17 protein-coding genes are annotated in these 25,247 nt (G+C 53.1%); 14 read left to right on the plus strand and 3 right to left on the minus strand.

Annotated features, from left to right (window positions below; translation table 11 throughout):
* Positions 1-24: 24 nt before the first annotated feature.
* A complete protein-coding gene (locus J2Y43_RS19750) occupies positions 25-1,218 on the minus strand; it encodes a DNA glycosylase AlkZ-like family protein (protein WP_309986111.1) in 1,194 nt (397 codons plus the stop codon).
* 60 nt (positions 1,219-1,278) lie between these two features.
* The gene (locus tag J2Y43_RS19755) at positions 1,279-2,133 is read right to left on the minus strand and encodes a hypothetical protein (RefSeq protein WP_309986114.1); all 855 of its coding nucleotides are present in this window, start codon (positions 2,131-2,133) and stop codon (positions 1,279-1,281) included.
* Positions 2,134-2,438: 305 nt separating this feature from the next.
* Here J2Y43_RS19755 and J2Y43_RS19760 point away from each other — a divergent pair, with 305 nt between their 5' ends.
* The 8 genes from J2Y43_RS19760 to J2Y43_RS19795 all read left to right on the plus strand — a co-directional run bounded on the left by J2Y43_RS19760 (position 2,439) and on the right by J2Y43_RS19795 (position 18,595).
* Positions 2,439-5,159, plus strand: a complete 2,721-nt coding sequence (locus tag J2Y43_RS19760; protein WP_309986118.1) for a GH116 family glycosyl-hydrolase — start codon at positions 2,439-2,441, stop codon at positions 5,157-5,159.
* Between the two features lie 243 nt (positions 5,160-5,402).
* Complete coding sequence (locus J2Y43_RS19765) at positions 5,403-6,029, plus strand: sigma-70 family RNA polymerase sigma factor (RefSeq protein WP_309986122.1); 627 nt, start codon at positions 5,403-5,405, stop codon at positions 6,027-6,029.
* Positions 6,030-6,117: 88 nt separating this feature from the next.
* Positions 6,118-7,203, plus strand: a complete 1,086-nt coding sequence (locus J2Y43_RS19770) for a FecR family protein (RefSeq protein ID WP_309986125.1) — start codon at positions 6,118-6,120, stop codon at positions 7,201-7,203.
* A gap of 351 nt (positions 7,204-7,554) precedes the next feature.
* Positions 7,555-11,112, plus strand: coding sequence for a TonB-dependent receptor (locus tag J2Y43_RS19775; RefSeq protein ID WP_309986128.1), 3,558 nt, complete (start codon positions 7,555-7,557; stop codon positions 11,110-11,112).
* 10 nt (positions 11,113-11,122) lie between these two features.
* Positions 11,123-13,039 carry a RagB/SusD family nutrient uptake outer membrane protein gene (locus J2Y43_RS19780; protein ID WP_309986130.1) on the plus strand — a complete coding sequence of 639 codons (1,917 nt, stop codon included), beginning with the start codon at positions 11,123-11,125 and terminating at the stop codon, positions 13,037-13,039.
* Between the two features lie 12 nt (positions 13,040-13,051).
* Positions 13,052-14,242, plus strand: coding sequence for a DUF5000 domain-containing lipoprotein (locus J2Y43_RS19785; protein WP_309986133.1), 1,191 nt, complete (start codon positions 13,052-13,054; stop codon positions 14,240-14,242).
* A 17-nt stretch (positions 14,243-14,259) separates the two neighbouring features.
* Entirely contained in the window at positions 14,260-14,955 is a 696-nt protein-coding gene (locus J2Y43_RS19790; protein ID WP_309986136.1) for a DUF4998 domain-containing protein, read from the plus strand.
* Positions 14,956-15,439: 484 nt separating this feature from the next.
* Positions 15,440-18,595, plus strand: coding sequence for a GH92 family glycosyl hydrolase (locus tag J2Y43_RS19795; RefSeq protein WP_309986138.1), 3,156 nt, complete (start codon positions 15,440-15,442; stop codon positions 18,593-18,595).
* Between the two features lie 21 nt (positions 18,596-18,616).
* Here the strand turns inward: J2Y43_RS19795 and J2Y43_RS19800 are convergent, their stop codons facing one another.
* Complete coding sequence (locus J2Y43_RS19800) at positions 18,617-20,128, minus strand: succinate CoA transferase (RefSeq protein ID WP_309986139.1); 1,512 nt, start codon at positions 20,126-20,128, stop codon at positions 18,617-18,619.
* Positions 20,129-20,376: 248 nt separating this feature from the next.
* Here J2Y43_RS19800 and J2Y43_RS19805 point away from each other — a divergent pair, with 248 nt between their 5' ends.
* The 6 genes from J2Y43_RS19805 (at position 20,377) to J2Y43_RS19830 (ending at position 25,247) form a co-directional block, all read left to right on the plus strand.
* Positions 20,377-21,030, plus strand: a complete 654-nt coding sequence (locus J2Y43_RS19805; RefSeq protein ID WP_309986142.1) for a Crp/Fnr family transcriptional regulator — start codon at positions 20,377-20,379, stop codon at positions 21,028-21,030.
* A gap of 83 nt (positions 21,031-21,113) precedes the next feature.
* Positions 21,114-21,911, plus strand: coding sequence for a sulfite exporter TauE/SafE family protein (locus J2Y43_RS19810; RefSeq protein WP_309986147.1), 798 nt, complete (start codon positions 21,114-21,116; stop codon positions 21,909-21,911).
* Between the two features lie 106 nt (positions 21,912-22,017).
* Entirely contained in the window at positions 22,018-23,496 is a 1,479-nt protein-coding gene (locus J2Y43_RS19815) for an MBL fold metallo-hydrolase (protein ID WP_309986151.1), read from the plus strand.
* Positions 23,497-23,498: 2 nt separating this feature from the next.
* Positions 23,499-24,062, plus strand: coding sequence for a YeeE/YedE thiosulfate transporter family protein (locus J2Y43_RS19820; protein WP_309986153.1), 564 nt, complete (start codon positions 23,499-23,501; stop codon positions 24,060-24,062).
* 3 nt (positions 24,063-24,065) lie between these two features.
* Complete coding sequence (locus tag J2Y43_RS19825) at positions 24,066-24,569, plus strand: DUF6691 family protein (protein ID WP_309986156.1); 504 nt, start codon at positions 24,066-24,068, stop codon at positions 24,567-24,569.
* Positions 24,570-24,608: 39 nt separating this feature from the next.
* Positions 24,609-25,247: an NAD(P)H-binding protein gene (locus J2Y43_RS19830; protein ID WP_309986159.1), complete on the plus strand. Its 639-nt coding sequence runs from the start codon at positions 24,609-24,611 to the stop codon at positions 25,245-25,247.

The following is a 25,247-nucleotide window of genomic DNA, read 5'->3' on the forward strand; positions in this document are numbered from 1 at the left end:
ACATAATGAAGCTCTTCGTAAAATCTACCTGGATAAACTTTCGATAATGGATTCCAGCCAGTTTTGGTTGTTCGATTTTTTGAAGACAATATCGTTGCATTGATTGAACCTGACAAAAGCTTTAAGGCTCTGGGCTAGCTTTTCAATAGTGGTTTCGTCCAGGTCCACGGGTTCAAAATGCAGGTTGTGGACGATCAATATTTTTTTCTTACGGTCGGCTTTGGCATCCATGCGGGCGATGAATGTTTCACCGGCGAGAACCGGCAAGGAAAAATAACCGTATTGACGCTTCGGTGCGGGGACGAAGCATTCGATCTGATAGTCGAAATGGAAGAAATCCTTCAAACGGTGGCGAAAGACGTTCAATATATCAAACGGAGAGAGGATGAAAACTTCACCGGATATTTCGGGATGCATTTCAGTGTCGGGGAGCATGTAGATCGGGCCTTTCAGGTCTTCCACGACCACAGTCCTTATTTCTCCGGAACGGGCCATATGCACCAATTCCTTTTTAACCAGGTTGCCTTTCACATAGCGGGCGCGCCAGGCAATCTCCTTCGCGTAGGCAACACCCAAAGCACCTAATGTGCGCCGGATTACGAAACGGGCGTATTCAACATCGCTGGGCATGGTCAGGTCGGTTTCCGGTGGGACGGTATTAACCGGCAGCACGTAAACCTTGTGAAAGCCTTTCGTCCGGTTGATCATCAGTTCACCGTCGAGGTAAAGTCTTTCGAGCGCCACCTTGGCCGGGCGCCAGTCCCACCAGCCGGTGCTTGCTTCTACACGGTCGTTGTCAAAATCACCGACCATGAGCGACTCCTCCCGTTCAGCACGGTCAAGAACCTCTTTCAGCAGTTTGGTTTCCGCCGGGGTTAGGGGCCGGCGCTGTGTTTTGAAAGCCCTTTTCACCGGCAACGAAAACCGGAAATCGTGCATGGGCAAATAGCCCGCGTCGGAAGCGAAATACTCGAAAATACTGCCGTCTTCACAAAGCTGGCCCAGCCATTCGGTCCGATAGCCGGGGATGCGTGCCGCCATGACGTGATGGTGGGCGCGCTCGACGACGTAATTGGTATCCAGCTGCACGAAACCCAGGTGGTCGATCAACCGGTAAACCGCTTCGATTCCCGTGCCGAACTGCGATCTCCGGGCCAGCCCGGCGGCATTCAGGATAATTTTTCTGGCTTGTGTTTTAGTAAGGGTAACAGGTTCCATGTTTGTTGCTTTCGAAATGTTTTCGAAAGTACAAAATAGCGCAGTGCAATAGAACCCGTTTCAGTATTTGAAGCTGATCTCGGACACATCGTCGGCCTGTACAAGCCCGGGGGAATGGACAGTAACTTTCATGCGCTGTATCTTTTTGTCCACCACCTGGAATTGCTGCGTGGTGATCCGCTCGGCTTTGAATACGCCGTTTTTGTCAGGTATTTCATAAGTGATTTGCAGGGGCAGCCGGCCCTTCATGGCGTGGAGTACCGGGAAGTTGAAAATGGCATAATGCGGATTGCTGAAATCTTCGATAAAGAGCCAGGGATCATGATCGAACTCGGGCGAGAAGCCTTTAATGTGCGTCAATGTCTGGTAACCATCCGATTGCTCCGCGCGGACGCGCACCAGCTCACCGGCTTTGTCGTACTCGTAATGATGCACGACCTCCATCCGTGTGCCCGTCGGCGTGACCTGGTAGCGTTCCAGCTTCTGCACAACGCCTTGGTCATCGTAGAGGAACACGATCATGAGAGAATTGTCGTACGGCCCGGCATTTTTCTTCATCATCCGCATGGTTTTGAGCCTGCCTTTGTCGTCGTATTCATACCGTTTTTTCGATATGGAGCCGGCCACATTGATTTCCGAGAGGGTTTTGCTGTCATATTCATGCGTTTTCAGCTCGGTTTGGCCGCGGGAACCCTTGTAAGCAATTTGGTGAATGCTGCTGTCGGCATTGTAGCTCACGGCCGCTTTGTACTCGAAAGTCTCCCAGTCTATTTCCCGGATCAGTTGGCGGATAGGCGGTGCGGTTTCGTCCGGTATCGGGTCGGGGACTGGCGCCTTGTCTTTTGAGCAGGCATTCAGGAAAAGGAGCATTGCCCACAAAATAGCGGTGAGCGCGCGTTCGTGCACGGTTTTCATGGCTGGTAAAGTTGGTATGGAATACGAAACGGGCGGGGATGCGTAGCGAATGCCCTTGAAGTTGCCGGCAAGTTTACCGGTTTGCCGCATGCGTACCAACTTCCGGCGACAGACAGCACGTTTACGCAGACGAATAGCTACGTGGAGCACGTGAGTGCTCGTGCACACACTTTGTTGAAATAAAAAAATGGAAAAATTTCCTGATTAAGGTGAACTTATATAAGTTCGCCGCCATGTGTCCGCAAAAGCGGGCCGGCACGCTGCAAACCAGGCCGATTTAACCCCTTAACGAAATTTTGTTGACAATGGAATCGAGAAACACATCACGCCGCAACTTCATCAGGCAGGGCAGCCTTCTTACGACCCTGCTCTTCGCCAAACCGTTGCTGGGGAGCTCGCGTGCATGGAGGCCCGCCGGCTACCCGGTGCATAATATCCCGGTGAATAAGGCGTTGGATCCGGCCTGGGTTAAGTCGCTGTACCGCAGGGGAGAGCCTGGCACCTATCTGAAAACAAGGAACGAGTTGTCGTTTATCGGTATGCCGGTAGGAGGGCTGCATGCCGGGACGGTTTACATGGGTGGGGATGGCAGGCTGTGGCTTTGGCAGATTTACAATGAATCGGAGGAAGGCAAGAATGAGGGAATTGATCCTAAGACGGTCTTGTGGGAAGACGGCACGTCCACCAGGAAAATCCGTTCGCGTGACGGCGCCAGCTACGTGGAGCCCGCCATCGCAGAAAACAAAAGGAGGCTGGATCAGGGGTTCGCGCTCCGCATCGCGTACCGCGGGCGCACGATCGTGAAGGAGCTCAACGAAAAAGATTGGGACGAGGTAAGTTTTGAAGCAAAATACCCGGTTGCGACGGTGAAATACACATCGCGGTCACTGCCTGTGGAGGTGACACTGAAAGGCTATTCCCCTTTTGTTCCCCTCGATGCGGAGCGCTCTTCGTTGCCCGCTACTATACTTCGGGTGGCTGTTCACAACAAATCCGAGGAGCCGATGCAGGTTTCGGTGCTGGGCTGGATGGAGAATGCGGCTGGCAAGGTTTCGGCCAAGGAAGGCAGCGGGACGAAAACCAACGTGGCGAAGCGGCAGCAGAACCGGACGGAATTGTATTATGAGTTGTTACCCAAAGATGAGTCGCTCAAACAGGCTACCGACTTCGGCACCACCGCGTTGGCCGTCATGAATGCCCAGGCGAAACCGCTGGCCGGCTTCTCGTCGTGGCCGGTAGTTAGCGCCTCTTTTGACCTTCCTGCAGTGGAAAACAGCCAAGCCGATGCGTCGGAGAAATCCACGGGTGCATTGGTCGTTAGCAGCAGCTTAAAGCCGCGGGCGGTTTTGCAGGAAGACTTCATCATTGCCTGGCATTTCAATAACCCGAACCCGAAACTGCGGGAATTGGTGAAGGACGCTCAGGGCGGATATTATTACGGCAAGCGTTTCAGGAATGCCGGTGAAGTTGCAGGCTATGTGGCCGAAAATTTCACTGCACTAACCCGCGACACCGAGCTTTGGCACCAGACCTGGAACGACACTTCCTTACCCCATTGGTTTATGGAGCGGACCTTCGTGAACATCGGCACGCTTGCCACAGCGAACACGTACCGTTTTGCCTCCGGACGTTTCTGGGGGTGGGAGGGCGTAGGAGCCTGCGCGGGGACGTGTACCCACGTTTACCAGTACGCACACGCGATTGCGCGGATATTCCCCGAACTCGAACGGCGTTTACGCACCGAAGTGGACCTGGGCGCCGGGTTCGTGAAGGATACGGGGGCGATTATTTTCCGGGCCGAAAACGAGAGCCGTCCCGCTATCGATGGGCAGGCTGGTACGATTCTGCGGTTTTACCGGGAGCATCAGATGTCGCCCGATACCACTTTCCTTTCACAAAACTGGCAGGGGATCCGAAAGGCGGTGGAGTTTATGCTTGCGCAGGATAAAAATGGCGACGGCATGACCGACACCCCGATGGAAAACACACTGGATGCTGTTTGGGAAGGAGAAATAGCCTGGATCGTCGGATTATGTATCGCGGCCGCACGGGCCGCCCAGGCGATGGCAGAGGAAGTCGGGGATGGAGAAATGGCACGGATATGCAGCGAATATGTGTCGAAGGGACGGGCCAACATGGAGCAGCATCTTTTTAATGGAGAATATTTCATTCACCGGCCGGACGCCGTTCAGGGCCGGAAGAAGCTCGGCTCGTACAACACCTGCCACATCGACCAGGTGTATGGCCAAAGCTGGGCACACCAGGTGGGGTTGCCGCGCGTGCTCGACCGGGCCAAAACATTGTCCGCGCTCAAAGCCCTGTGGAAATACAATTTTACACCCAACGTCGGCCCTTACATTAAAACACACCTTGGCGGCCGGCCTTATGCGGTATCTGGCGAAGGGGGCCTGGTGATGAACACCAACCCACTGAACGAGGAAAAGCCCTTCGGAGAAAACGTTACCTGGCAGCTCGGGTATTTTCATGAATGCATGAGTGGCTTCGAGCATCAGGTAGCCGCGCACATGATGGCCGAGGGCATGGTGGAGGAAGCACTTGTCCTGACCCGCTTCATCCATGACAGGTACCACGGTGCCCGGCGCAACCCCTACAACGAGATTGAATGCAGCGACCATTATGCCAGGGCTATGGCCAGCTATGGTACTTTCATCACGGCTTGTGGTTTCGAATACCATGGCCCCAAGGGAAACATACAATTCGCGCCCAAGTGGAGTAAAGAGAGTTTCAGGGCGCCATTCACCGTTGCCGAAGGCTGGGGGACTTATTCACAGAAGATCACTGGTAACAGGCAGGAGCACAGGCTCGCGCTGAAATATGGTTCATTGCGCTTACAGCAATGCCGGTTCGAAATAGCAGGCAAACGAAATACGCCGTCTGTCTCGGTCATGCTGGGGGAACAAAAAATACCTGCCACATTTGAGCGGCAAGACGGCATGATCAGCGTCCGTTTCAACCGGGAGCTGACCTTTAAACAGGGCCAGCAACTATCGATCGTATTGGGTTGACACCGGTGGGGCCGTCACGTCCCGCTGGTACAATGCCATGGCGTATAAGGATAATCGTTATGGAAGAATCGCCCGTTTTTCCAGTAGAATTGCCCAGCCGGCGGGAGCGCTCAGGTATTAGTGTTTGAAAGAATTTTGCATATTATTTATTTTTTTTGCAATTAAACAAAGATGCTTTTTTAGGAATTTTCTTTTCTTTGTCAAAAAACATCACAATCACTTACTCAACGGAGGCCAACCGGGATGTCTATTTTTACCAGAGTTGAATCAGATACGAGCAGTGAGCTGCCTATCTGGCATCGTTTCAAGCAAGGAGATATTCAGGCTTTCCAGGCGCTGTATCAGCGTCATATTAAGAGCCTGACCAGCTATGGCCACCGGCTGACGGCCGACAGGCAGCTTCTGGAAGATGCCATCCATGATCTTTTCATTGATCTTTGGAGGCGGAGAGAGCACCTGACCGAAGCGGAGAATGTCAGATTTTACCTGTTCAGGGCGTTACGCAACCGGCTTCTGCGCAATGGCAGAAACGATGTTTTTGAGCAGGCCGAGGATATAGACGGCTTCCTGGATTACCTGGTTTCGCTTTCCACCGAGCAGCAGCATATTGATTCCGAGGAAATCCATGCGCGCACCCAACGTGTGCGCAGTGCGGTCGAAAGCCTTTCCGACCGGCAGAAAGAGGTGATTAACCTGCGTTTTTACCACGGAATGAGCCTTGATGAAATTTCTGAGCTCATGGGATTGTCCAAACAGGGCGTGAGCAATCTGCTTTATAAATCCTATGCGGTGCTGCGCACGAAGCTCAGTAAGCTGACGATCCTGTCGCTGCTGGTACCGTTTGGCGAGCTGCCCGGATGGCTTCCTTAAAATGAATTTGAGAAAAATGCCCGGGCATAGGTTAGTTTTCTCCCATTGTTGTACCTGTTAGTTGTGCGCGTACCATTTATCCCTGACCATGAATGATGAAAGTTTAAATATTGAGAATCTTTTGGGGAATGACTCCTTCATCAGCTGGGTGCTGCAAAACAAGGACGCATTGTGGTGGGAAGAATTTATCCGGTCGAACCCGGACAAGCGCGAAGTGGTGGAGAAAGCCTCGAAAATAGTGCTGGAACTGCACCAGGCCGAGCAGGAATTGATTCCGGCTATCGATGAGCAGAAACTCTGGCAAAGGATCGAGTCGTCGGCGGAGAAGCGGGAGGAAGCCGCAGCCCCGAGGCCGGCCCGGAAGCTGTTTATCACGCTCATTGCCGCTGCCAGTGTGGCGGTGGTGGCGGCATTTGCCGTTTTCCAGGCCATGCATTCGGATCCCAGGCGGGTTACCTATAAAGAATTGCTCACCCACGCGAAAGTGGAAAACCAACTGCTTGAAAAGGAGAACCGGGGCGGAGCGCCTATGGAAGTCCGGCTGGAAGACGGAACGGTCATCACGCTGGGTAAAAACAGCAGGCTGAGCTATCCGGCCCATTTTCAAAAACATAAGCGTGAGGTATTCCTGAGCGGCGAAGCATTTTTTAACGTGACCAAAGACCCCGCCCGGCCATTTCTGGTTTATGCCAATGAAACGGTGACGAAGGTGCTCGGGACGAGTTTCGAGATCAGGGCATTTGAAAACAGCCAGGACGTAACGGTGCACGTCAGGACGGGCCGGGTTTCGGTGTACAAGCAAAGCCGGATCCAGATGGACGACCCGGAGACAACCGGATTGCTGTTGCTGCCCAACCAGAAAGGGACATTCAACCGCGACAGTGAGACACTGGTGAAAAACCTGGTACCGGAGCCTTTGCCCATCGCGCCGATCACCGATACGAAAAAGTTCCGGTTCGACGAGGTGCCCGTTACCGAGGTGTTTGCTGAGATTGAGAAGATATACGGCGTGCAGATCCTCTGTGACCATGAGCTGCTGTCCAAATGCATTATCTCTACCACGGTGCGGAACGAATCGTTGTACGACAACCTGGATGTGATCTGCCGCACAATAGGCGGTAGTTACAAGGAAATAGACGCCCAGATCGTGATCGATTCCAAGGGTTGTTTTTGATGAAATAATGCCCTGAGTGGATGTGTAATTGGCTAAGCGGAGGCTTTTAGGGGATTATTGATAAAAAATCGAAAAATAATTTAATAGGGGAGGTTAGTTTTCGCTGAGTCCTGTACCTGTATAAATAGAGCGGCCGGATGTTTTCCCGCGCCGGCCATTTTGCAAACCATGTTTCATTGCCAAAGCCGGCGATCCGGCACGGGATACCTATGTCTTTTTTCGCAATGGGCTCATTGTGATCACCACCTAACTTAATCCATATTATGAAAAACAAACATGCTACCTGAAAAGAGAATGCGCGACCGGTACCGGAACGGATGCTCCCGGAAGCCCCGGATGTTTATTCAACCAATGAAAATCAAAACAGGTATGGGCATTTTTACGAATGAAAAAAAGGTTTTTCAGCTCCTGTGTATGACAGTGAAACAACTTTTAATAGCCGTGTTGGCAACCGGGCTAAGTTACGCCTCCCCGACATATTCACAGGAGCTACTTAAACAACGTATATCAATAAGCGTTAAGAATGCTTCGCTCAAAACGGTCCTGAAAAATATCGAAGAGCAGGGCGACCTTTCCTTTTCCTATCAAAAGCAGGTGGTGGCTTCCGAGGAGAAAATCAGCCTGGAAGCCAGGAACGAACTGCTCGAAGACCTGCTGAAACGCGTGCTTTCACCGAGGAACATCAGCTATCAGGTGGTGAAGAGCAACCAGATTATCCTTTCCAAAACACCCGAGGAGGGAAAGGGCCCAACCGGCGCATTGCCCGGGACCGTCATGGAACCGTTAATGGAGAAGCAGATCGCCGGTAAAATCACCGACGAAAAAGGCGAAGGCCTGCCGGGGGTGAGCGTCGTATTGAAAGGAACGCAAAAAGGGACGACCTCCGAAGCGGACGGTACCTACCGGCTTGCCATACCGGACAACGACGCGGTCCTGATCTTCTCCTTCGTGGGCTATGTGTCCGAGGAGCGGCAGGTAGGGACGCAGTCGATTATGAATGTGGTACTCAAAGTCGATAACAAGGCGCTGGAAGAGGTGGTTGTGACTGCCTACGGGCAGAAACAGCGCAAGGAAGCAGTGGTAGGGGCCGTCACGACGATCCGCCCCGGCGAACTGAAAATCCCTGCGAGCAATCTCACAACCGCCATAGCCGGGCGCCTTTCGGGGGTGATCGGATACCAGCGCAGCGGCGAGCCGGGGGTGGACAATGCCACTTTTTTTATCCGGGGAATCACCACGTTCGGGTACAACAACTCGCCGCTGATATTGGTCGATAACGTGGAGCTTACCGTTACCGACCTGGCCAGGCTGCAACCCGACGACATTGAGAGCTTCTCGATCCTGAAAGACGCGAGCGCCACGGCTTTGTACGGCGCGCGTGGCGCGAACGGCGTGGTGTACGTGACTACCAAGCAGGGGAAAGCGGGTAAAGCGAAGATCAACTTTCGCGTGGAAAACTCCGTTTCGATGCCCACCCAGAACGTGGAGCTGGCCGATCCGATCACATACATGAAACTGTATAACGAGGCACAGCTGACGCGTGACCCGCTCGCGGCGATCAAATACCCGCAAAATCAGATCGAAAACACAGGCAAGGGCAACAATCCCTACATCTACCCCTCGACGGACTGGCGTGATGTGCTTTTCAAAAAATACACGCAAAACCGCCGCGCGAACCTGAGCGTGTCGGGCGGCGGAGAGGTGGCACAGTACTATGTGGCCACGTCGTTCAGCAACGATAATGGTATGCTGAAAGTGGACAAAATGAACAACTTCAACAACAACGTGAAGCTGAACAGCTATTCGGTTAGGTCTAACGTCAATATCAATCTCAGTCCGCAAACGCAGCTGATTGTGCGGTTGTACGGGAATTTTGATGACTATAACGGCCCGATTGACGGCGGCTCCGGCATTTACCAGAAAGCGTTGAAAACGAGCCCGACTTCGTACCCGGCCTACTATGCTCCCGATAAGGCCAATGAGGCCACGGACCATATTCTCTTCGGGAATTTTGACCAGGGACAGTACCTCAATCCCTATGCCGACATGGTGAAAGGATATAAGCAGTATTCGAGATCCAAAATGCTCACGCAGTTGGAGCTGGCCCAGAAGCTCGACTTCGTCACCAAAGGGCTGAGCGTGCGGGGTATGGCGAATATCAACCGGTCGTCGTACTTCGACGTTACACGGGCCTATAACCCTTATTTCTACCACGCCGGGTCGTACGATAAGCAAAGCGATACTTACACGCTCAACTGGCTGAACCAGCAAGCAAGCAATGAGTTTTTCAACGAGCCGGCCACCGAGTATCTCAATTACAACCCCGGAGCCAAAAACCTGGAAAGCTTCCTGTATTTGCAGGGAACGTTGGACTACTCGCGGGTTTTCAGAGAAGTGCATTCATTGAATGCGACGGTCGTAACCACCTTGCAGCAGATCCTGAAAGACAATTCGAGCGCGGGGCAGGCGCAATCCTTGCAGCAGTCGCTTCCCAGCAGGAACACCGGGGTTTCGGGGCGATTGTCCTACTCGTTCGATAACCGGTATTTTGCGGAGTTCAACTTTGGTTATAATGGATCGGAACGGTTTCACAAGAGCAAGCAATTCGGCTTTTTTCCGACCATCGGCGGGGCGTGGGTGATTTCCAACGAAGGTTTCTGGAAACCCATGGAGCGCATTGTGAACAAGCTGAAAATACGCAGCTCCTACGGCCTGGTGGGTAACGACGCCATCGGAAGGCCCGACCAGCGCTTCTTCTTCCTCTCGGAAGTTAACCTGAACAATTCCCAGAGAGGTTCGTCTTTCGGTTTCAATTCGAATTATACCCGAAATGGTGTGTCGATCAGCCGGTATGAAAACAAAGACATTACCTGGGAAACGTCCTACCAGACAAACCTCGGACTGGAATTTTCGATTATGCAAAAGCTGAATGTGATCGCGGAAATTTACAAGCAGCGGCGTTCCAACATCCTGATGGAGCGGGCTTCGATCCCGAGCACAATGGGGTTGGCGGTTACGCCGTCGGCCAACGTGGGCGAAGCGAAATCGAAAGGATTTGACCTGGCGGTAGATTTCAACCAGAACTTCAAAAACGGGGCCTGGCTGGTAGCAAGAGGTAACCTGACCATGGCGCGCTCGGTTTTCTCCATTTTTGAAGAACCGGATTATAAAGACCGCTATTTGTCCAGGGTAGGTCAGTCGATCAGTCAACCCCGCGGCCTGATCGCCGAGCGGCTTTTTATCGATGATAATGACGTGAAGAATTCGCCCCGCCAGAACTTCGGGGTATATGGCGCCGGGGATATTAAGTACCGCGACATTAACCGGGACGGACAGATTACCAATGCGGATTTTGTGGCGATCGGCCATCCCGAAACGCCCGAGATTACCTACGGGTTTGGCTTGTCGGCCGGAAGCGGGCAGTTCGATCTCTCGGTATTTTTCCAGGGCCTGGGACGCGAGTCGTTTTTTATCAATCCCGTCGCTTCTGCTCCTTTTATCGACTATAATAAAGATAACAACGGAGGCAACGATCTTTTCCCGGCTAATCTGATCGGAGAGAACGCATTGCTGAAAGCATTTGCGGACAGCCACTGGTCGGAAGAGAACCGCAATATCTACGCCGTATGGCCGAGAATGTCGACGGTCGAAAACCAGAATAACTCCCAGCGAAGCACCTGGTTCATGCGCGACGGCTCATTTATCCGCCTGAAAACCCTGGAAGCCGGGTACACGGTGAAGGGTCGCGTGCTGGAAAACCTGAAAGTGACCAATTTCAGGATCTATTTCAATGGGACTAATTTGCTGACATTCAGCAAGTTTAAGTTGTGGGATCCCGAAATGGGAGGGAATGGCCTGGGCTACCCGGTCCAGAAAGTCTTCAACATCGGTTTGAATATGAATTTCTAAGCTTCATACTATGAAATTACTGTACACCAGTTTTTACCTTACTGCCCTGCTCGTACTGACGACCGCGGGTTGCCGGAAGTACCTCGACATTGTGCCGGACAACGTGGCGACCATCGACAATGCCTTCAAAATGCGTGCGGATGCGGAAAAGTACCTTTTTACCTGCTACAACAACCTCCCGCAGTTCGGCAACGAGGGAGCGGACCCCGCCTTTCTCACCGGAGATGAGTTTGCAACGGTGTATCCCGTGCTTGGGAATATCAACGGGAGTCTGTACCGGATCGCACGAGGGGAGCAGAATATCGTTTCGCCGATCGCTAACTACTGGGATGGCAAATATTTCCAGGCACTCCGCGAATGCAATATCTTTTTGGAAAACATCGACAAGGTCCGCGACCTCACCGATTTTGAGAAGAAAAGATGGGTAGCGGAAGTGAAATTCCTGAAAGCCTATTACCATTACACCCTCGTCAGGATGTACGGCCCGATTCCGATCATCAAAAACAACCTGCCCATTTCTGCTTCGGCCGAGCAGGTGAAGGTTAAAAGGCAGCACGTGGATTCGGTTTTCAATTACACCGTAAGCCTGATCGACGAGGCGGCCGCCGATCTCCCGGTTATTCTGCCCAATGAATTTTCAGAGCTGGGAAGGGTTACGAAGCCCATCGCGCTGGCGATCAAAGCGGAGATTCTTACCACCGCAGCCAGCCCGCTTTACAATGGGAACCAGAATTACGCCAATTTCAGAAATAAGGATAACGAGCCCCTGTTCAGCAGCACGGCGAGCCCCGAGAAATGGGAGCGCGCGGCTCAGGCCTGCCGCGAGGCGATTACGGCTTGCGAAGCCAACGGGCACCGGCTTTACGAATTCGTGCCTCGCTCGGTAACCACCAAGGTCTCGGATTCGACGCAGCGCCTGATGTCCATTCGCGCCGCCGTAACCGACAAATGGAATGTCGAGCTCATCTGGGGGGCATCCAATTCGACAGGCGGCGGCAGCCGGGGTTTTCAGTCGTTGTCACAGGCCCGGCTAAGCCCTTTTACCGGCACGATACCCAACGAAAGTATTGGCTCGATGCTGGCCCCGCCGCTGCACATTGCCGAGATGTTTTACAGCAGCAACGGCGTGCCGATCGAAGAGGATAAAACTTACCCATACGGCACCCGCTTCACCGCATTACGGAAAGCGCTGAAAAGCGAACGCTACTATGTTAAGGAAGGTTATACGACCGTCCAGCTAAATTTTGACCGTGAGCCGCGCTTTTATGCAGACCTCGGCTTCGACGGCGGAATATGGTTCGGCCAGGGAAAAAACGACGACGATCATACCTGGGTACTGGAAGGAAAATTAGGGCAAACCGGCGGCAGACAGGGCGCTTCCTTGTATTCGGTGACCGGCTACTGGCCCAAAAAACTCGCTAATTATAACAATACCATCAACGACCCGGCGCAGCAATACAACGTGGAAGGCTACCCGTTCCCGATCATGCGCCTCGCAGACCTGTACCTGTTGTACGCGGAGACATTGAACGAATCGAAGGGGCCATCCGCGGAAGTGTACGGCTGGATCGACAAGGTACGCGCCAGAGCTGGTTTGAAAGGGGTAGCGGAGTCGTGGACGAAGTATTCCAACAAGCCATCCAAATTCAGCAGCAAGGATGGTTTGCGGGAGATTATTCAGCGGGAGCGGCTCATCGAGCTGGTTTTTGAGGGAAAAAGGTTTTGGGATCTCCGCAGATGGCGGGTGGCCGAAAACTACCTGCAAAGGTCGGTGAATGGCTGGGATATTGCCCAGCGTGAGGCTGTCAACTACTATCGGGTGAAGCCGATTTACATGAGCAGTTTCAGCCTGAAAGATTATTTCTGGCCAATCTCCGAAAACTCTCTGATTGTTAACCCGAACCTTGTTCAAAATCCTGGCTGGTAAATGCTGTTGTCTATGAAAAAGATCAAGATACTATTCTCTCTTGTATGGGTGTCGGTTTGGCTTTGTTCCTGCGCCGATACGGACGAGATCCGCAAGCCCCTGGGCGCGGATGCGACGAAGCCTGGTGTGGTGACCAACACTTCGGTCGTCAATTTTGCGGGTGGCGCAACGATCTCTTACTCGCTCCCGGCCGATGAAGATCTGCAATATGTCGTGGCCGAATACGTCATTAACAATACTACCAAACAGGTGAGCGAGGCAAAAGCCTCGCATTATACCAACAAATTGACCGTGGAGGGGTTTTCTGCCGCCGGCGACTACGAAGTGAAGCTGTATGCCGTAGACAAAAGCGATAACAAATCGGAGCCGGTGATTGTAAAGATCGCCCCGCAGGCACCGCCCGTCCAGACTGTTTTCAACTCGCTGCAATTGGGTGTCGATTTTGGCGGATTGAACGTCGCATTCAATAACCCGTCGGAGGCCAAGCTGGCTATTGTGGTGATTACTCCTGACAATAATGGTGATTTCATTCCGACCGAAACGCTGTACACGCAAATGAAAGGCGGCTCATTTGCCGCCCGGGGATTTGATACCCTCAGCAGGAAGTTCGGTGTGTATGTGCGCGACCGTTGGAATAATTATTCCGACACCGTTTTTAAGGAAGTGAAACCATTTTTCGAAAAGAAACTGGACAAAACCAAATTCCGGGAATATGTATTGCCGACCGACGAAGAGAGCGGCTATGGCTGGCGCATACCCTTCGTGTGGGACGACCTTACGAACGAGCCAGGCTTCCATACCATCCCGCTTTCCGACCGCGACATGCCGATCCATTTCACGTTCGACCTCGGGACCGTGGCCAAGCTAAGCCGTTTCAGACTTTGGCAGCGGCAGGGCGACTGGTTTTACAAACACGGTAATCCGCGTAAATGGACCATGTGGGGCAGCGAAAAGGCGCCCAACCCGGATGGCAGTTTCAATGGCTGGACCAAATTGATGGATTGTGAGTCGATTAAACCATCGGGGAGCCCATATGGCGTGAATACCGGCGAGGATATCGCCTACATGTCGGCCGGGGAGGAGTTTGTATTCCCGCTTTCGGCCCCTAAGGTGCGATACATCCGGATGCAGATCCATCAGAACTGGTCCGATACCAAGTTCGTCCATTTTACCGAGATCACTTTTTGGGGTGACACCAAATAATTCTAAACTGACATCTTATGGTTATCAAATATAAAATCACTGTGCTGCTGCTGATTGTCTGCGCCCTGGCGTCCTGTACCGATTGGGACGATTTTAAAAAATACCAGGCAGGCGGGGAAATTGTGTACCCGGGACGCGGCGATACAATGCTGATCGCATCGGGAAGAAACCGCACGCAGTTGCTGTGGGTCCTGAGTGCCGATCCGCGCGTGACGGCCTACAAGTTGTATTGGAATAACAAGGCCGACTCCATGGAGGCCACCGTGCCCGCCGACCTGATCGGCGACACGGTGAAAATCATGATCAACCCGCTGCCCGAGGGCTCGTACAACTTTGAAATGTATTCGCTGGATGCGAAGGGTAACCGCTCGGTGCCGCTGCGTTTCAATGGGAGAACATTTGGCGCAAACTACGAGAATGGCTTGTTGAACCGCACGATCAGCGAGGCATCTTACGATTCGACACTCAAAATGCTGAAAGTGAATTGGAACACCCCCGATACGGTGAACATCAACACAGAACTTAAATACATATCAATCGACTCAAAAACCAAATCGCTGTTGGTAGGCCCGGAAGTTCAGGAAAGTAAAATTCCTGACTGGAAACCCGGCACCTTGCTGAACTACCGCTCTTCATTTAAGCCGGACAAAAAAGCCATCGATGTTTTTACCGTCACCCGGTATGACACGATGTCGGTGAAAAAGCCGGAGTGAGCGGCCGTTAGCGATGGCGAGCTAGGCGGGACTGCAAATTTTCCGCATTGCAAAGGTGGGGCGCTGTTTAACGGTCGCCCCACTTTGCTTTCCTAGCAGGTAGAAACCGGTGGTCTTTTACAAACTGCTCAAAACCAATAGGGCTCTTACGCTTAACGCGGGCGACTGCGTCGGACACTGCGGATGCCTCCTCATGTCTTTCTGAAATTTGATGTACCGGCCGGGGTTCAGGTTGAGGTAATGGTTGAAGTCGCGAATGAGCTGGCTTTGATCATATACCCGGTTCGGGCCGCTTTAACGCAAGTTAGGGGAAGAATACTCGCGCTACTTTGTATATACAAACTTATCCATTATACTTGTGCTGCAATTTCCAAGACACGCTTTTTATTTGAAAAAGCTGATTTTGAGCTGCTTTGTGATGACTTTTCATTTATTAGTTTGTATAAACATATATCCGCTTAAAAACCTGACTCATTCCTAACCCATGAAAAACCGTCTTCTCACAAGGGCAATGGCCATTCTGCTATTGTCCGCATTGGTCATCGCGCCGGGCCTCGCACAGCAAAAGACGATCTGGAAGATCGGCGAGGCGGATAATTCCCCGTCCGGGATGGCGCTGGCTCCCGGCGGGTACAAGCGGTTTCTCGAAAAAGACTTCGGGTATGAGGATAATTTCTTCCTTATCGGCCGTTCGCTGGCGCAAAACGACTGGCCCTATGTGTTGCCGGGGCCGGTGAATGGCTGGGGCGGTACGGGAGGAACGTCGGGAATCCGGTCACATTTCCTTACGGTTTTGTTTGATATTAAAAATAAACCGGCTTCCGGCAAATGGCGGCTAGTGGTGGATGTACTCGAAACGGATTCTCTGCACGCGCCACTTTTGAAGGTGCTTGTGAACGGTAAATCCTGGGAGTTCAAGCTGGAAAAGGGCTCGGGTTTTAAAAATCCCGACCGGCTCACCATGAATCCCAGGGAACAACTTGTAAAAGTAGATATTCCGGCTGCGCTGGTGAAACAGGGCGTGAATGAGGTAGTAATGACCACATTGCAGGGCGGCTGGCTGATGTTCGACCAGGTGAAACTGGAAGGGCCGGCTAAGACCACGCTTGCTACTCCGGGAAAAGCATTGCTCCGAAATGTGGAAGCCGCGGACTACGAGCTGAATGTAGACGGCAAGTCCATTCAGCCATTGCTGATCGACGTTACCCAGCTTCAAGGCGAGCCTGTGATCGACGTGAAGCTTGATGGGCAAACGATATTGTCCCAAAAAATAGAGCAGGAACGCTACCTGCTGGAAGCGCCGATGCCCGCGGTCGGTCAGCCGGGTTCCGGTACATTTCAGGTTTTTGTGGACAAACAGCTGGTGAAGTCCGGGAAAGTGAAACGCGGTAAGCAAAAGCTCAAAACACCCGCCGGATATGTGAACACGATGCTGGGCGCAGGCCACTCCCGTTGGATGATCGCGCCGGGGCCTTGGATGCCGTTCAGCATGGTGAAGCTGAGCCCTGATAACCAGAATAGCGGCTGGCAGGCGGGTTATGACCCTACTTTTGAATCAATCGGCACTTTCAGCCACATTCATGAATGGACGATGACCGGCCTGGGTATTTTCCCTACCGCGGGACCATTGCAAACGAAAATCGGCGATGAGGCAGACCCGGATAGCGGCTACCGCTCCCGGTTCGACAAAAGCAGTGAGCAGGCGCCGTTGGGCTATTACAAAGTAAATCTCACCGACAACGATATCACCGCGGAGCTCACCGCGACTACCCGCGCGTCATTCCAGAAATATACCTGGCAGAAAAGCGAAACCGGTCGTTTGATGGTGGACCTGCAAATTCCGACCGAATACGGCTATCAAATCCGGAAAGTGAAGATCGATAAGGTGAGCGACCGCCGCATCGAGGGGTACAGCGAACAACTTTCGCGCAATGTCTGGTCAGGCGGGATCGACCAGCAGTACACGGTGCATTTTGTGATCGAAATGGACCAGCCCATCGTAAACTACGGCACGTGGCTGAACGACGAGGTACATTTGAAAACGAACCTAGCAGCAGACAGCGCCCAAAACGCCGGGCTGTTCCTGGAATTTGATACCAAAACGAATAAGGTTGTGCAGTTGCGCTCGGGTATTTCCTATGTGAGCGTGGAGAATGCATCGCTGAACTTGAAGACCGAAATTTCTGACCCATTTGGCTGGGATTTTGAAAAGGTAAGAAGCAACCAGGAGAACGTCTGGAACAGTCTGTTGGGCCGGGTAGCGATTTCCAGCAACGACAAGCGCGAAAAAGAACGCTTTTACACCAATATGTACCGGTCGCTAAGCAGGAATGCATTCAGTGATGTGGACGGCAGCTGGCGCGATGCGGATGAGAATGTGAACAAATTTCAGGATAAGGACGACATCGCGCTGGGTTGTGACGCGTTCTGGAACACCTTCTGGAACCTCAATCAGTTTTGGAACCTTGTCACGCCCGAATGGTCGAACCGCTGGGTGAAATCACAGCTGGCGATGTACGACCGTGGTGGCTGGCTGGCGAAAGGGCCTGCGGGAATGGAGTACATTCCGGTGATGGTAGCCGAGCATGAGGTGCCGCTCATTGTGGGCGCCTACCAGATGGGCATTCGGGGCTTCGATGTGGAGAAAGCCTATGAGGCCGTTCGGAAAATGCAGACCGTTTCTGCCGCGCCCGTAGGCGGTGGCCGGGCCGGCAATGAGGATCTGCTGACTTATTTGAAACACCAATATGTGCCCTATGACCAGGGACGGTTTTCCAATACCCTGGAATATAGTTTTGACGACTATTCCGTTTCGCAGTTTGCGAAAGCGTTACATAAAACATCCGATTACGAGGCATTTGCAAAACGGGGCAACTGGTGGAAAAATGTTATCGATCCGGCCACCGGCTTTGCGCGCATGAAAGATTCCACCGGACGCTGGTTACCCGATTTCGATCCCTTTAAGTCCGGTGCCAACCATCATTACGTGGAGGGAAATGCCTGGCAGCTCACTTTTTTTGTGCCGCAGGATGTTCCCGGACTCGCTAAGGCAATCGGGGAAAACGAATTCGTGAAAAGGCTCGACTGGGGCTTTAACGAAAGCGTCAAATGGCGCTATAACGGTCCTAACGACCAGTATTGGGATTATCCTGTGGTACAGGGCAATCAGCAATCGATGCATTTCGCATTCTTGTTCAATTGGGTTAAAAAGCCGTGGCTGACCCAGAAATGGAGCCGGTCGGTGGTGGACAGGTACTACGGGCACGAGGTATCAAACGCCTACCTGGGCGACGAGGACCAGGGCCAAATGAGCGCGTGGTTTGTGATGGCCGCATTGGGCCTTTTCCAAACCGACGGCGGGACGCGCGTCGACCCGATTTACGAAGTAGGTAGCCCCATGTTCGAAAAAGCGGTTATCGACCTGGGGCAGCAGTTTGGAAGGGGTAAAACGTTTACGATTGAAGCTCAAAACACTTCTCGCAAGAATTTGTATGTCCAGCGCGCCACCCTCAATGGCCAGCCGCTGAACAGCTTCTGGTTCAAGGCGTCGGACCTGCTGAAAGGCGGATCGCTCGTACTCGAAATGGGGCCGGAACCTAATGTGCACTGGGGGATTGATCGGCTTCCTGCCAACGAGTAACGAGCGAAAAGCAGGCGCCTGTTAAATGGATGCCAGGAGCGGCGTTTTCATGGAACCGGTTTCGGCCAGGCTGGTATGCAGCCTGAATGCCTCTTCCAACAGGTGCGGCGTATGGCCCCCGCGGCGGCAGGCGCGTTCGAAATAGCCGGAGAGCTCCTCGTGGTAGTCCGGGTGTACGCAATGTTCGAGGATCGTTTCGGCTTTCTGTCTTGGGGAAAGTCCTCTCAAATCGGCTAAACCCTGCTCGGTCACAATCACATCCACGTCGTGTTCGGAATGGTCCACATGGGTGACCATAGGTACGATGCGTGATATTTTACCTCCCTTTGTTACGGATTCCGTTACGAAAATACTCAGGTAGCTGTTTTGTGCGAAGTCGGCGGAGCCTCCGATACCGTTCACGATCTGGCTGCCGGCAATATGCGAAGAGTTGACGTTACCATAAATGTCGCATTCCAGGGCGGTATTAATGGCGATAATGCCGAGTCGCTGGATCACTTCCGCGGCGTTGGTGATATCCTGCGGGCGGAGCACAATTTTGTGCCGGTAGTTCTCGAAATCGGCGAACACACGCTGGTAGCATTCGGTCGATAAGGTCATGGAGCTGCCCGATGCGAAATCCATTTTGCCGCTGTCCATCAATTGGAAAGTGCTGTCCTGCAACACTTCGGAATACATGGTCAGGTGCTGGAAATCCCCCTGCGCAAGCCCGCCGAGCACGGCGTCGGCGATTTTACCGATCCCTGCCTGAATGGGCCTGAGGGCAGGAGTAAGCCGGCCAACGGCGATTTCGCGGTTGAAAAACTGCAATAAATGCCCGGCAATGGCTTCGGCTGCCGCATTGCCCGATGTAGTTTCGGCCGGGCTGTCTTTCTGGTTGGTGAACACGATCGCCGCAATCTTCTGCGGGTCGCAGGTAATCACGTCCTGGCCAATGCGCTGCCAAACGTCCGTTATCGGCAGTATAGCTCGGCCGGTAGGGTCTTCGGGCAAAAATACGTCGTGAATCCCCTGGATTTCGACGGGCACAGCCTGATTGATTTCAACAATCACCTGCCTGGCCTGCTGTACGAAGATCGCCGAGTTGCCTACCGAGGTGGTAGGGACAATGCTGCCATCGGCTTCGACGGACGCCGCCTCGACGATCGCGATGTCGATCGGAGGCAGGAAGCCATTGCGGATATGGGCCGCCGTTTCGCTCAGGTTTTCGTCGATGTAAGCCAGTTTGCCTTCATTAATGATTGTCCGCATCACCGGGTCCGACTGAAAAGGCAGCCGCATGGCAATGGCGCCGGCCGTGGCCAATGCGCCATCCGTGCCTTGTCCGAGTGAAGCGCCGGTCATGAGGGTAATGCGGGTATGGTCGTTTTCGGCTTTTTGGGCAAATGCGGCCAGTACGGCTTTGCTGTCGCCCGAGCGCGTAAACCCGCTGGCGCCTACGACCATACCATCGTGGATGAGCGAGGCTGCCTGCCCGGCGGGCATTACCCTGGCAGCGAGGGATGTATGTTTGATTCTGGATGTGTCGTTCATGGCAATTGCTTTTGAGTTTGACGGCTTCCGACCTGTTTCGTGAAGTAGGGTGGTCGCTGGAATCGAATGCAAGTTATGGATGACCAAAGCGGGTAAAGATGATCAATATTATTTCAAAAGACTGACTTTGGTCATGTCTGCACGCCCGCATCGCATGCCAGGCGCGCGGCAATACGGGCCTGTGTGACCAATATCACAAACAAGAAGTTCGTAAATGCTTAACTTAGCCATTTTTAAATCAACAACTAATGGGCATTACGATACAGCATTCCGGGGTGAAGCAACTGCTGGAATCACATTTCGGGCAATTTGAACCGGAGTTAATCAGCAAACTTGCGGAGCATTGCGTTATCCGTGATTTCGAGGCAGACCAGCAGCTCATGCGTCCGGGGCAATATTTCAAATCGACGATGCTGATTGTCGAGGGCGGTGTGAAAATATACCGGGAAGATCAGGATGGCAACGAGTTTTTTATGTACCAGCTCGGTGCGGGGGACGCGTGCGCGCTGTCGATGATCTGCGCCACACGGAAAGAACAGAGCCAGATTTCCGCCAAGGCCATCGAGCCTTCGAAAGCCCTGCTTGTGCCCATCGCATTGATGGATGAACTGATGACCGGCTATAAGACGTGGTACTATTTCGTGCTGGAAACCTACCGATCCAGGTTCGAGGAACTGCTGGAAGTGGTGGATAACATCGCTTTCAAAAGCATGGACGAGCGCATTGAATTTTACCTTAAAAATCAACGTAAGCTTTCGCACAGCGATGAGCTGGCGCTGACCCACCAGCAAATCGCCACCGATATGAACTCGTCAAGGGAAGTGGTTTCAAGACTGCTCAAAAAAATGGAGCAGCGCGGGATGGTGCGGCTGGGCCGGAACACGATCACCGTCCTTTTTTAAATGACTTTTCCTGCTGTGTAACTTTTGTCACAAATCAGCCGGGATCCGTATGGCAATTTTGCGTTCAGTTAGAGCAAATGCATATGGAAACCATTGGTTATATCGCGTCGGTGTTAATCGGCATTTCTTTGGGGCTGGTCGGAGGGGGCGGATCGATCCTGACCGTCCCGGTCCTGGTCTATATTTTCGGCATCAGCCCGGTTATGTCCACTTCCTATTCGCTGTTCATTGTCGGCTCGACCAGCCTCGTGGGGGCTTATGGCAAATACCGTCGCGGGTTGGTCAATGTCAAAACTGCATTGTTCTTTGGACTGAGCTCCATGGTGACCGTCTACCTGACGCGGATGCTCCTGGTGCCTTTAATTCCTCAAAATCTCTTCCATATCGGTCATTTCCAGGTCACCGAGCCGCTGTTGACGATGGCTTTATTCGCCGTACTGATGCTCGTGGCGTCGATCGGGATGATCAGCGGCGGGCAAACTCAGCCCGGCTGCCTCGAATGCGACCTGGGGCGTAATATCGTAAAATTGGGTCTCAGCGCGGTCGGGATCGGCCTCACGACGGGGCTGCTCGGTGCGGGGGGCGGCTTTTTGCTTATTCCTACACTGGTACTCGTGCTGGGTATGCCTATGCGGGAGGCGGTAGGGACTTCGCTATTGATCATCGCGCTCAACTCGCTGGTAGGCTTTGCCGGGGATCTGGGCCATTTCGTCATCGACTGGTACTTTCTGCTGACGGTCACGCTCGTAGCCGTGGCCGGCATCTTCATCGGCGGCCTGCTCGCACGGAAGCTCGACAGCGGGCAATTGAAAAAGAGCTTCGGTTGGTTTGTGCTCGCCATGGGATGCTTCATTCTCTTCAAGGAGCTGATTTTGTCATAACTCCACCAAAAAGACCTGTGTGACAAAGGTCACAGACAATGGCCGGCTGCCTTGCGAACTTTGTCACATGGTTCTCCTACCTATCACTCAAAACGGTTAACAGAAAATGAAACTCGAACAAATCTATACAGGCTGCCTGGCGCAGGGGGCCTATTATATTGAAAGCGACGGCGAGGCGGCTGTCATCGATCCGCTCCGGGAAACAGGCCCTTACCTCGCTCGTGCGGAAAAGAATGGCGCGAAAATAAAGTACGTGCTGGAAACCCATTTCCATGCCGACTTTGTGAGCGGGCATGTGGACCTTGCCGAAAAGACGGGCGCAACGATCGTGTATGGCCCCACGGCCAATCCCGGTTTCAAGGCGCATATTGCGGAGGATCGTGAGGTGCTCCGGCTGGGCGGGATTTCCATCGAAGTTATCCATACCCCGGGCCACACGCTGGAAAGCACCTGTTACCTGGTAACCGACGAAACCGGGCGTCAGGTGGGGCTTTTTACCGGCGACACGCTGTTTATCGGCGATGTAGGCCGGCCCGACCTTGCGCAGAAAGTCGTCCGCGATCTGACGCAGGATAAGCTCGCGGGCATGCTCTACGATTCACTTCACGACAAAATCCTGCCATTGTCCGATGATATCATTGTGTACCCGGCGCACGGGGCGGGTTCGGCTTGCGGCAAGAATATGAGTAAGGAAACCACGGATAGTCTGGGACACCAAAAAGCTACCAACTACGCTTTGCAGCCCATGGATAAGCAGACGTTCATCCAAAAGGTAACCGACGGCCTGACGCCGCCGCCAGCCTATTTCCCGGCAAATGTGATGATGAATATCCAGGGATATGAGCGCATCGACGACGTGCTGAACCGCGGGATGCAGGCCCTCACGGCTGACGCATTCGAGGCGGCTGCCAACGAAACGGACGCGCTTGTCCTGGACACCCGCGCGGCGCAGGTATTTGCCAAAGGTTTTATTCCTAACTCTATTAACATCGGCATCGACGGCAGCTTCGCTCCGTGGGTAGGCGCCCTCATTGAAGACATCCGGCAGCCGATCCTGCTGGTGACCGAGCCGGGCCGGGAAGAAGAGGTGGTTACGCGGCTGGCGCGGGTTGGTTATGATAATGCCATCGGCCATTTGGCAGGCGGTTTTCAGGCATGGGAGGAAGCCGGAAAAGAAATAGACAGCATTCCTTCGGTGGAAGCCAGCGAATTGCCAGCCCTGCTGAACGCCCATCCCGATTGGCAGATCCTGGATGTGCGGAAGCGCAGCGAATACCTGGCCGAGCACGTGGAAGGAGCGGAAAACCTGCCGTTGGATTACCTGAATGAGCATTTGGGAGATATTGACAGTAACAAAACCTACCTCGTGCACTGCGCAGGCGGTTATCGGTCGATGATCTTCAACTCGATTCTCCGGGCACGCGGCTACCATAAGCTGATCGACGTTGCAGGAGGTTTCAAGGCGATCAGCGAGTGGGGCGGTGTGAAAGTCACGGATTACGTATGCCCGACCACGCAGTCGGCGGCTGACAACGATACTGGCAGCGGCCAGGTATTACAGGCACTAAACGGGGGGACGAAATAAGGATGCTGGAAGTGATTAAACAACCCTGGCCGTGGTATGTGGCCGGTCCGCTGATCGGCCTTACGGTACCGGCCCTGCTGATTTTAGGCAATAAGCATTTCGGTATTTCAGCCAATTTGCGGCATATCTGCGCGAGCTGCTTTCCGAGCAATGTGCCATTCTTTCAATATGATTACAAAAGGGAAATCTGGAACCTGTTCTTTGTGGCGGGTATCGTTTTCGGCGGTGTGCTGGCAGCTTACTTTTTGGCAAGTCCCGCGGCGATTCAAGTCGATCCGCGGCTGGCGGAGGAACTCGCGACCTACGGTATCAACGACTTTTCGGGGATGGTGCCTGTGCAGCTGTATTCATGGGATAGCCTGCTCACAGCCCGCGGGCTGATTATGATGGTCGGCGGTGGTTTCCTGGTCGGATTTGGCTCGCGCTATGCGGGTGGCTGCACGAGCGGGCATTCGATCATGGGGCTTAGCACCCTGCAATGGCCTTCGCTGGTTGCGACAATCTGCTTCATGGCTGGTGGCTTTCTGATGGCCAATTTTATTTTACCCATTATTTTAAACAACTAGTCCATGCAACCTTCCTTCATTGATCATACCGCCGGGTTTGAGTCCCGGGCGCAGGATACGATCTGCATCAACGAGTCGCATTTGCAGCATAAATGGTACCATAATTTCAAATACCTGATCGTCGGCGTGCTGTTCGGCGTCGGGTTCGTCAAGGCGGAAGTGATCAGTTGGTTTCGCATTCAGGAAATGTTCCGGCTGCAATCGTTTCATATGTATGGCATTATCGGTTCTGCGGTATTGACGGGCATCATCTCGGTTTGGCTCATCAGGCGGTTTCACATTAAAACCATCTATGGCGAGCCGATCACATTTGCGCCGAAGAAATTCAACAAAGGCCAGGTGTATGGGGGCCTTCTGTTCGGGCTCGGCTGGGCGCTTACCGGGGCTTGTCCCGGGCCATTGTTCGCACAGGTCGGAACCGGGGCAACCGTAGTGGCTGTGGTGCTGGCCAGCGCAGTGGCGGGTACCTGGGTATACGGCCGTTTCCGCGACTTGCTGCCGCATTGATTAATCATTTAAATTTACCCGTGCAACCAACAAGTCGCTATGAAAGCTTTGATTATCGGCGCTACCGGCGCCACGGGTAAAGACCTGGTAAATACCTTGCTGCGGGATCCGGATTACGCCGGGGTGGTGATATTTGTACGCCGTACGAGCGGCATTCATCATCCCAAACTCACCGAAGTCCTCACCGATTTTGATAAAATGGATCCGATAGAAGGGCAGATCAATGGGGATGTTTGGTTTTCCTGCCTTGGAACTACATTAAAAGCCGCCGGTTCCAAGGAGAAACAGTGGCACATCGACTACGAGATCCCACTGGAATTTGCCCGGATTGCCAGACGCAACGGTGTCGGGCAGATGGTGCTGCTGTCCTCTTATGGCGCTTCGCCGCACAGCAAGGTGTTCTATTCTAAAATGAAAGGTGAACTGGAAGAAAAGATGAAAGGCCTGGGATTTGAAAAACTGATTATTTTCAAGCCCGGCCTGCTGCTCCGCAAAGACACCGATCGCCTGGGCGAAAAGATCAGCGCATCCGTGATAGGCTTTTTGAACAGGCTTGGGATCATCCGAAAGTTCCGTCCCATGCCTACGGAAATATTGGCGGAAAAGCTCGCGAAAGTGCCGAAGGTTTGTGCAAACGGAGTGCATGTGATGGAGCTGGACGGAATTTTTGAAATTTAA

Origin of the sequence: Dyadobacter sp. BE31 (assembly GCF_031457695.1) — a bacterium.
Lineage (GTDB): Bacteria > Bacteroidota > Bacteroidia > Cytophagales > Spirosomataceae > Dyadobacter.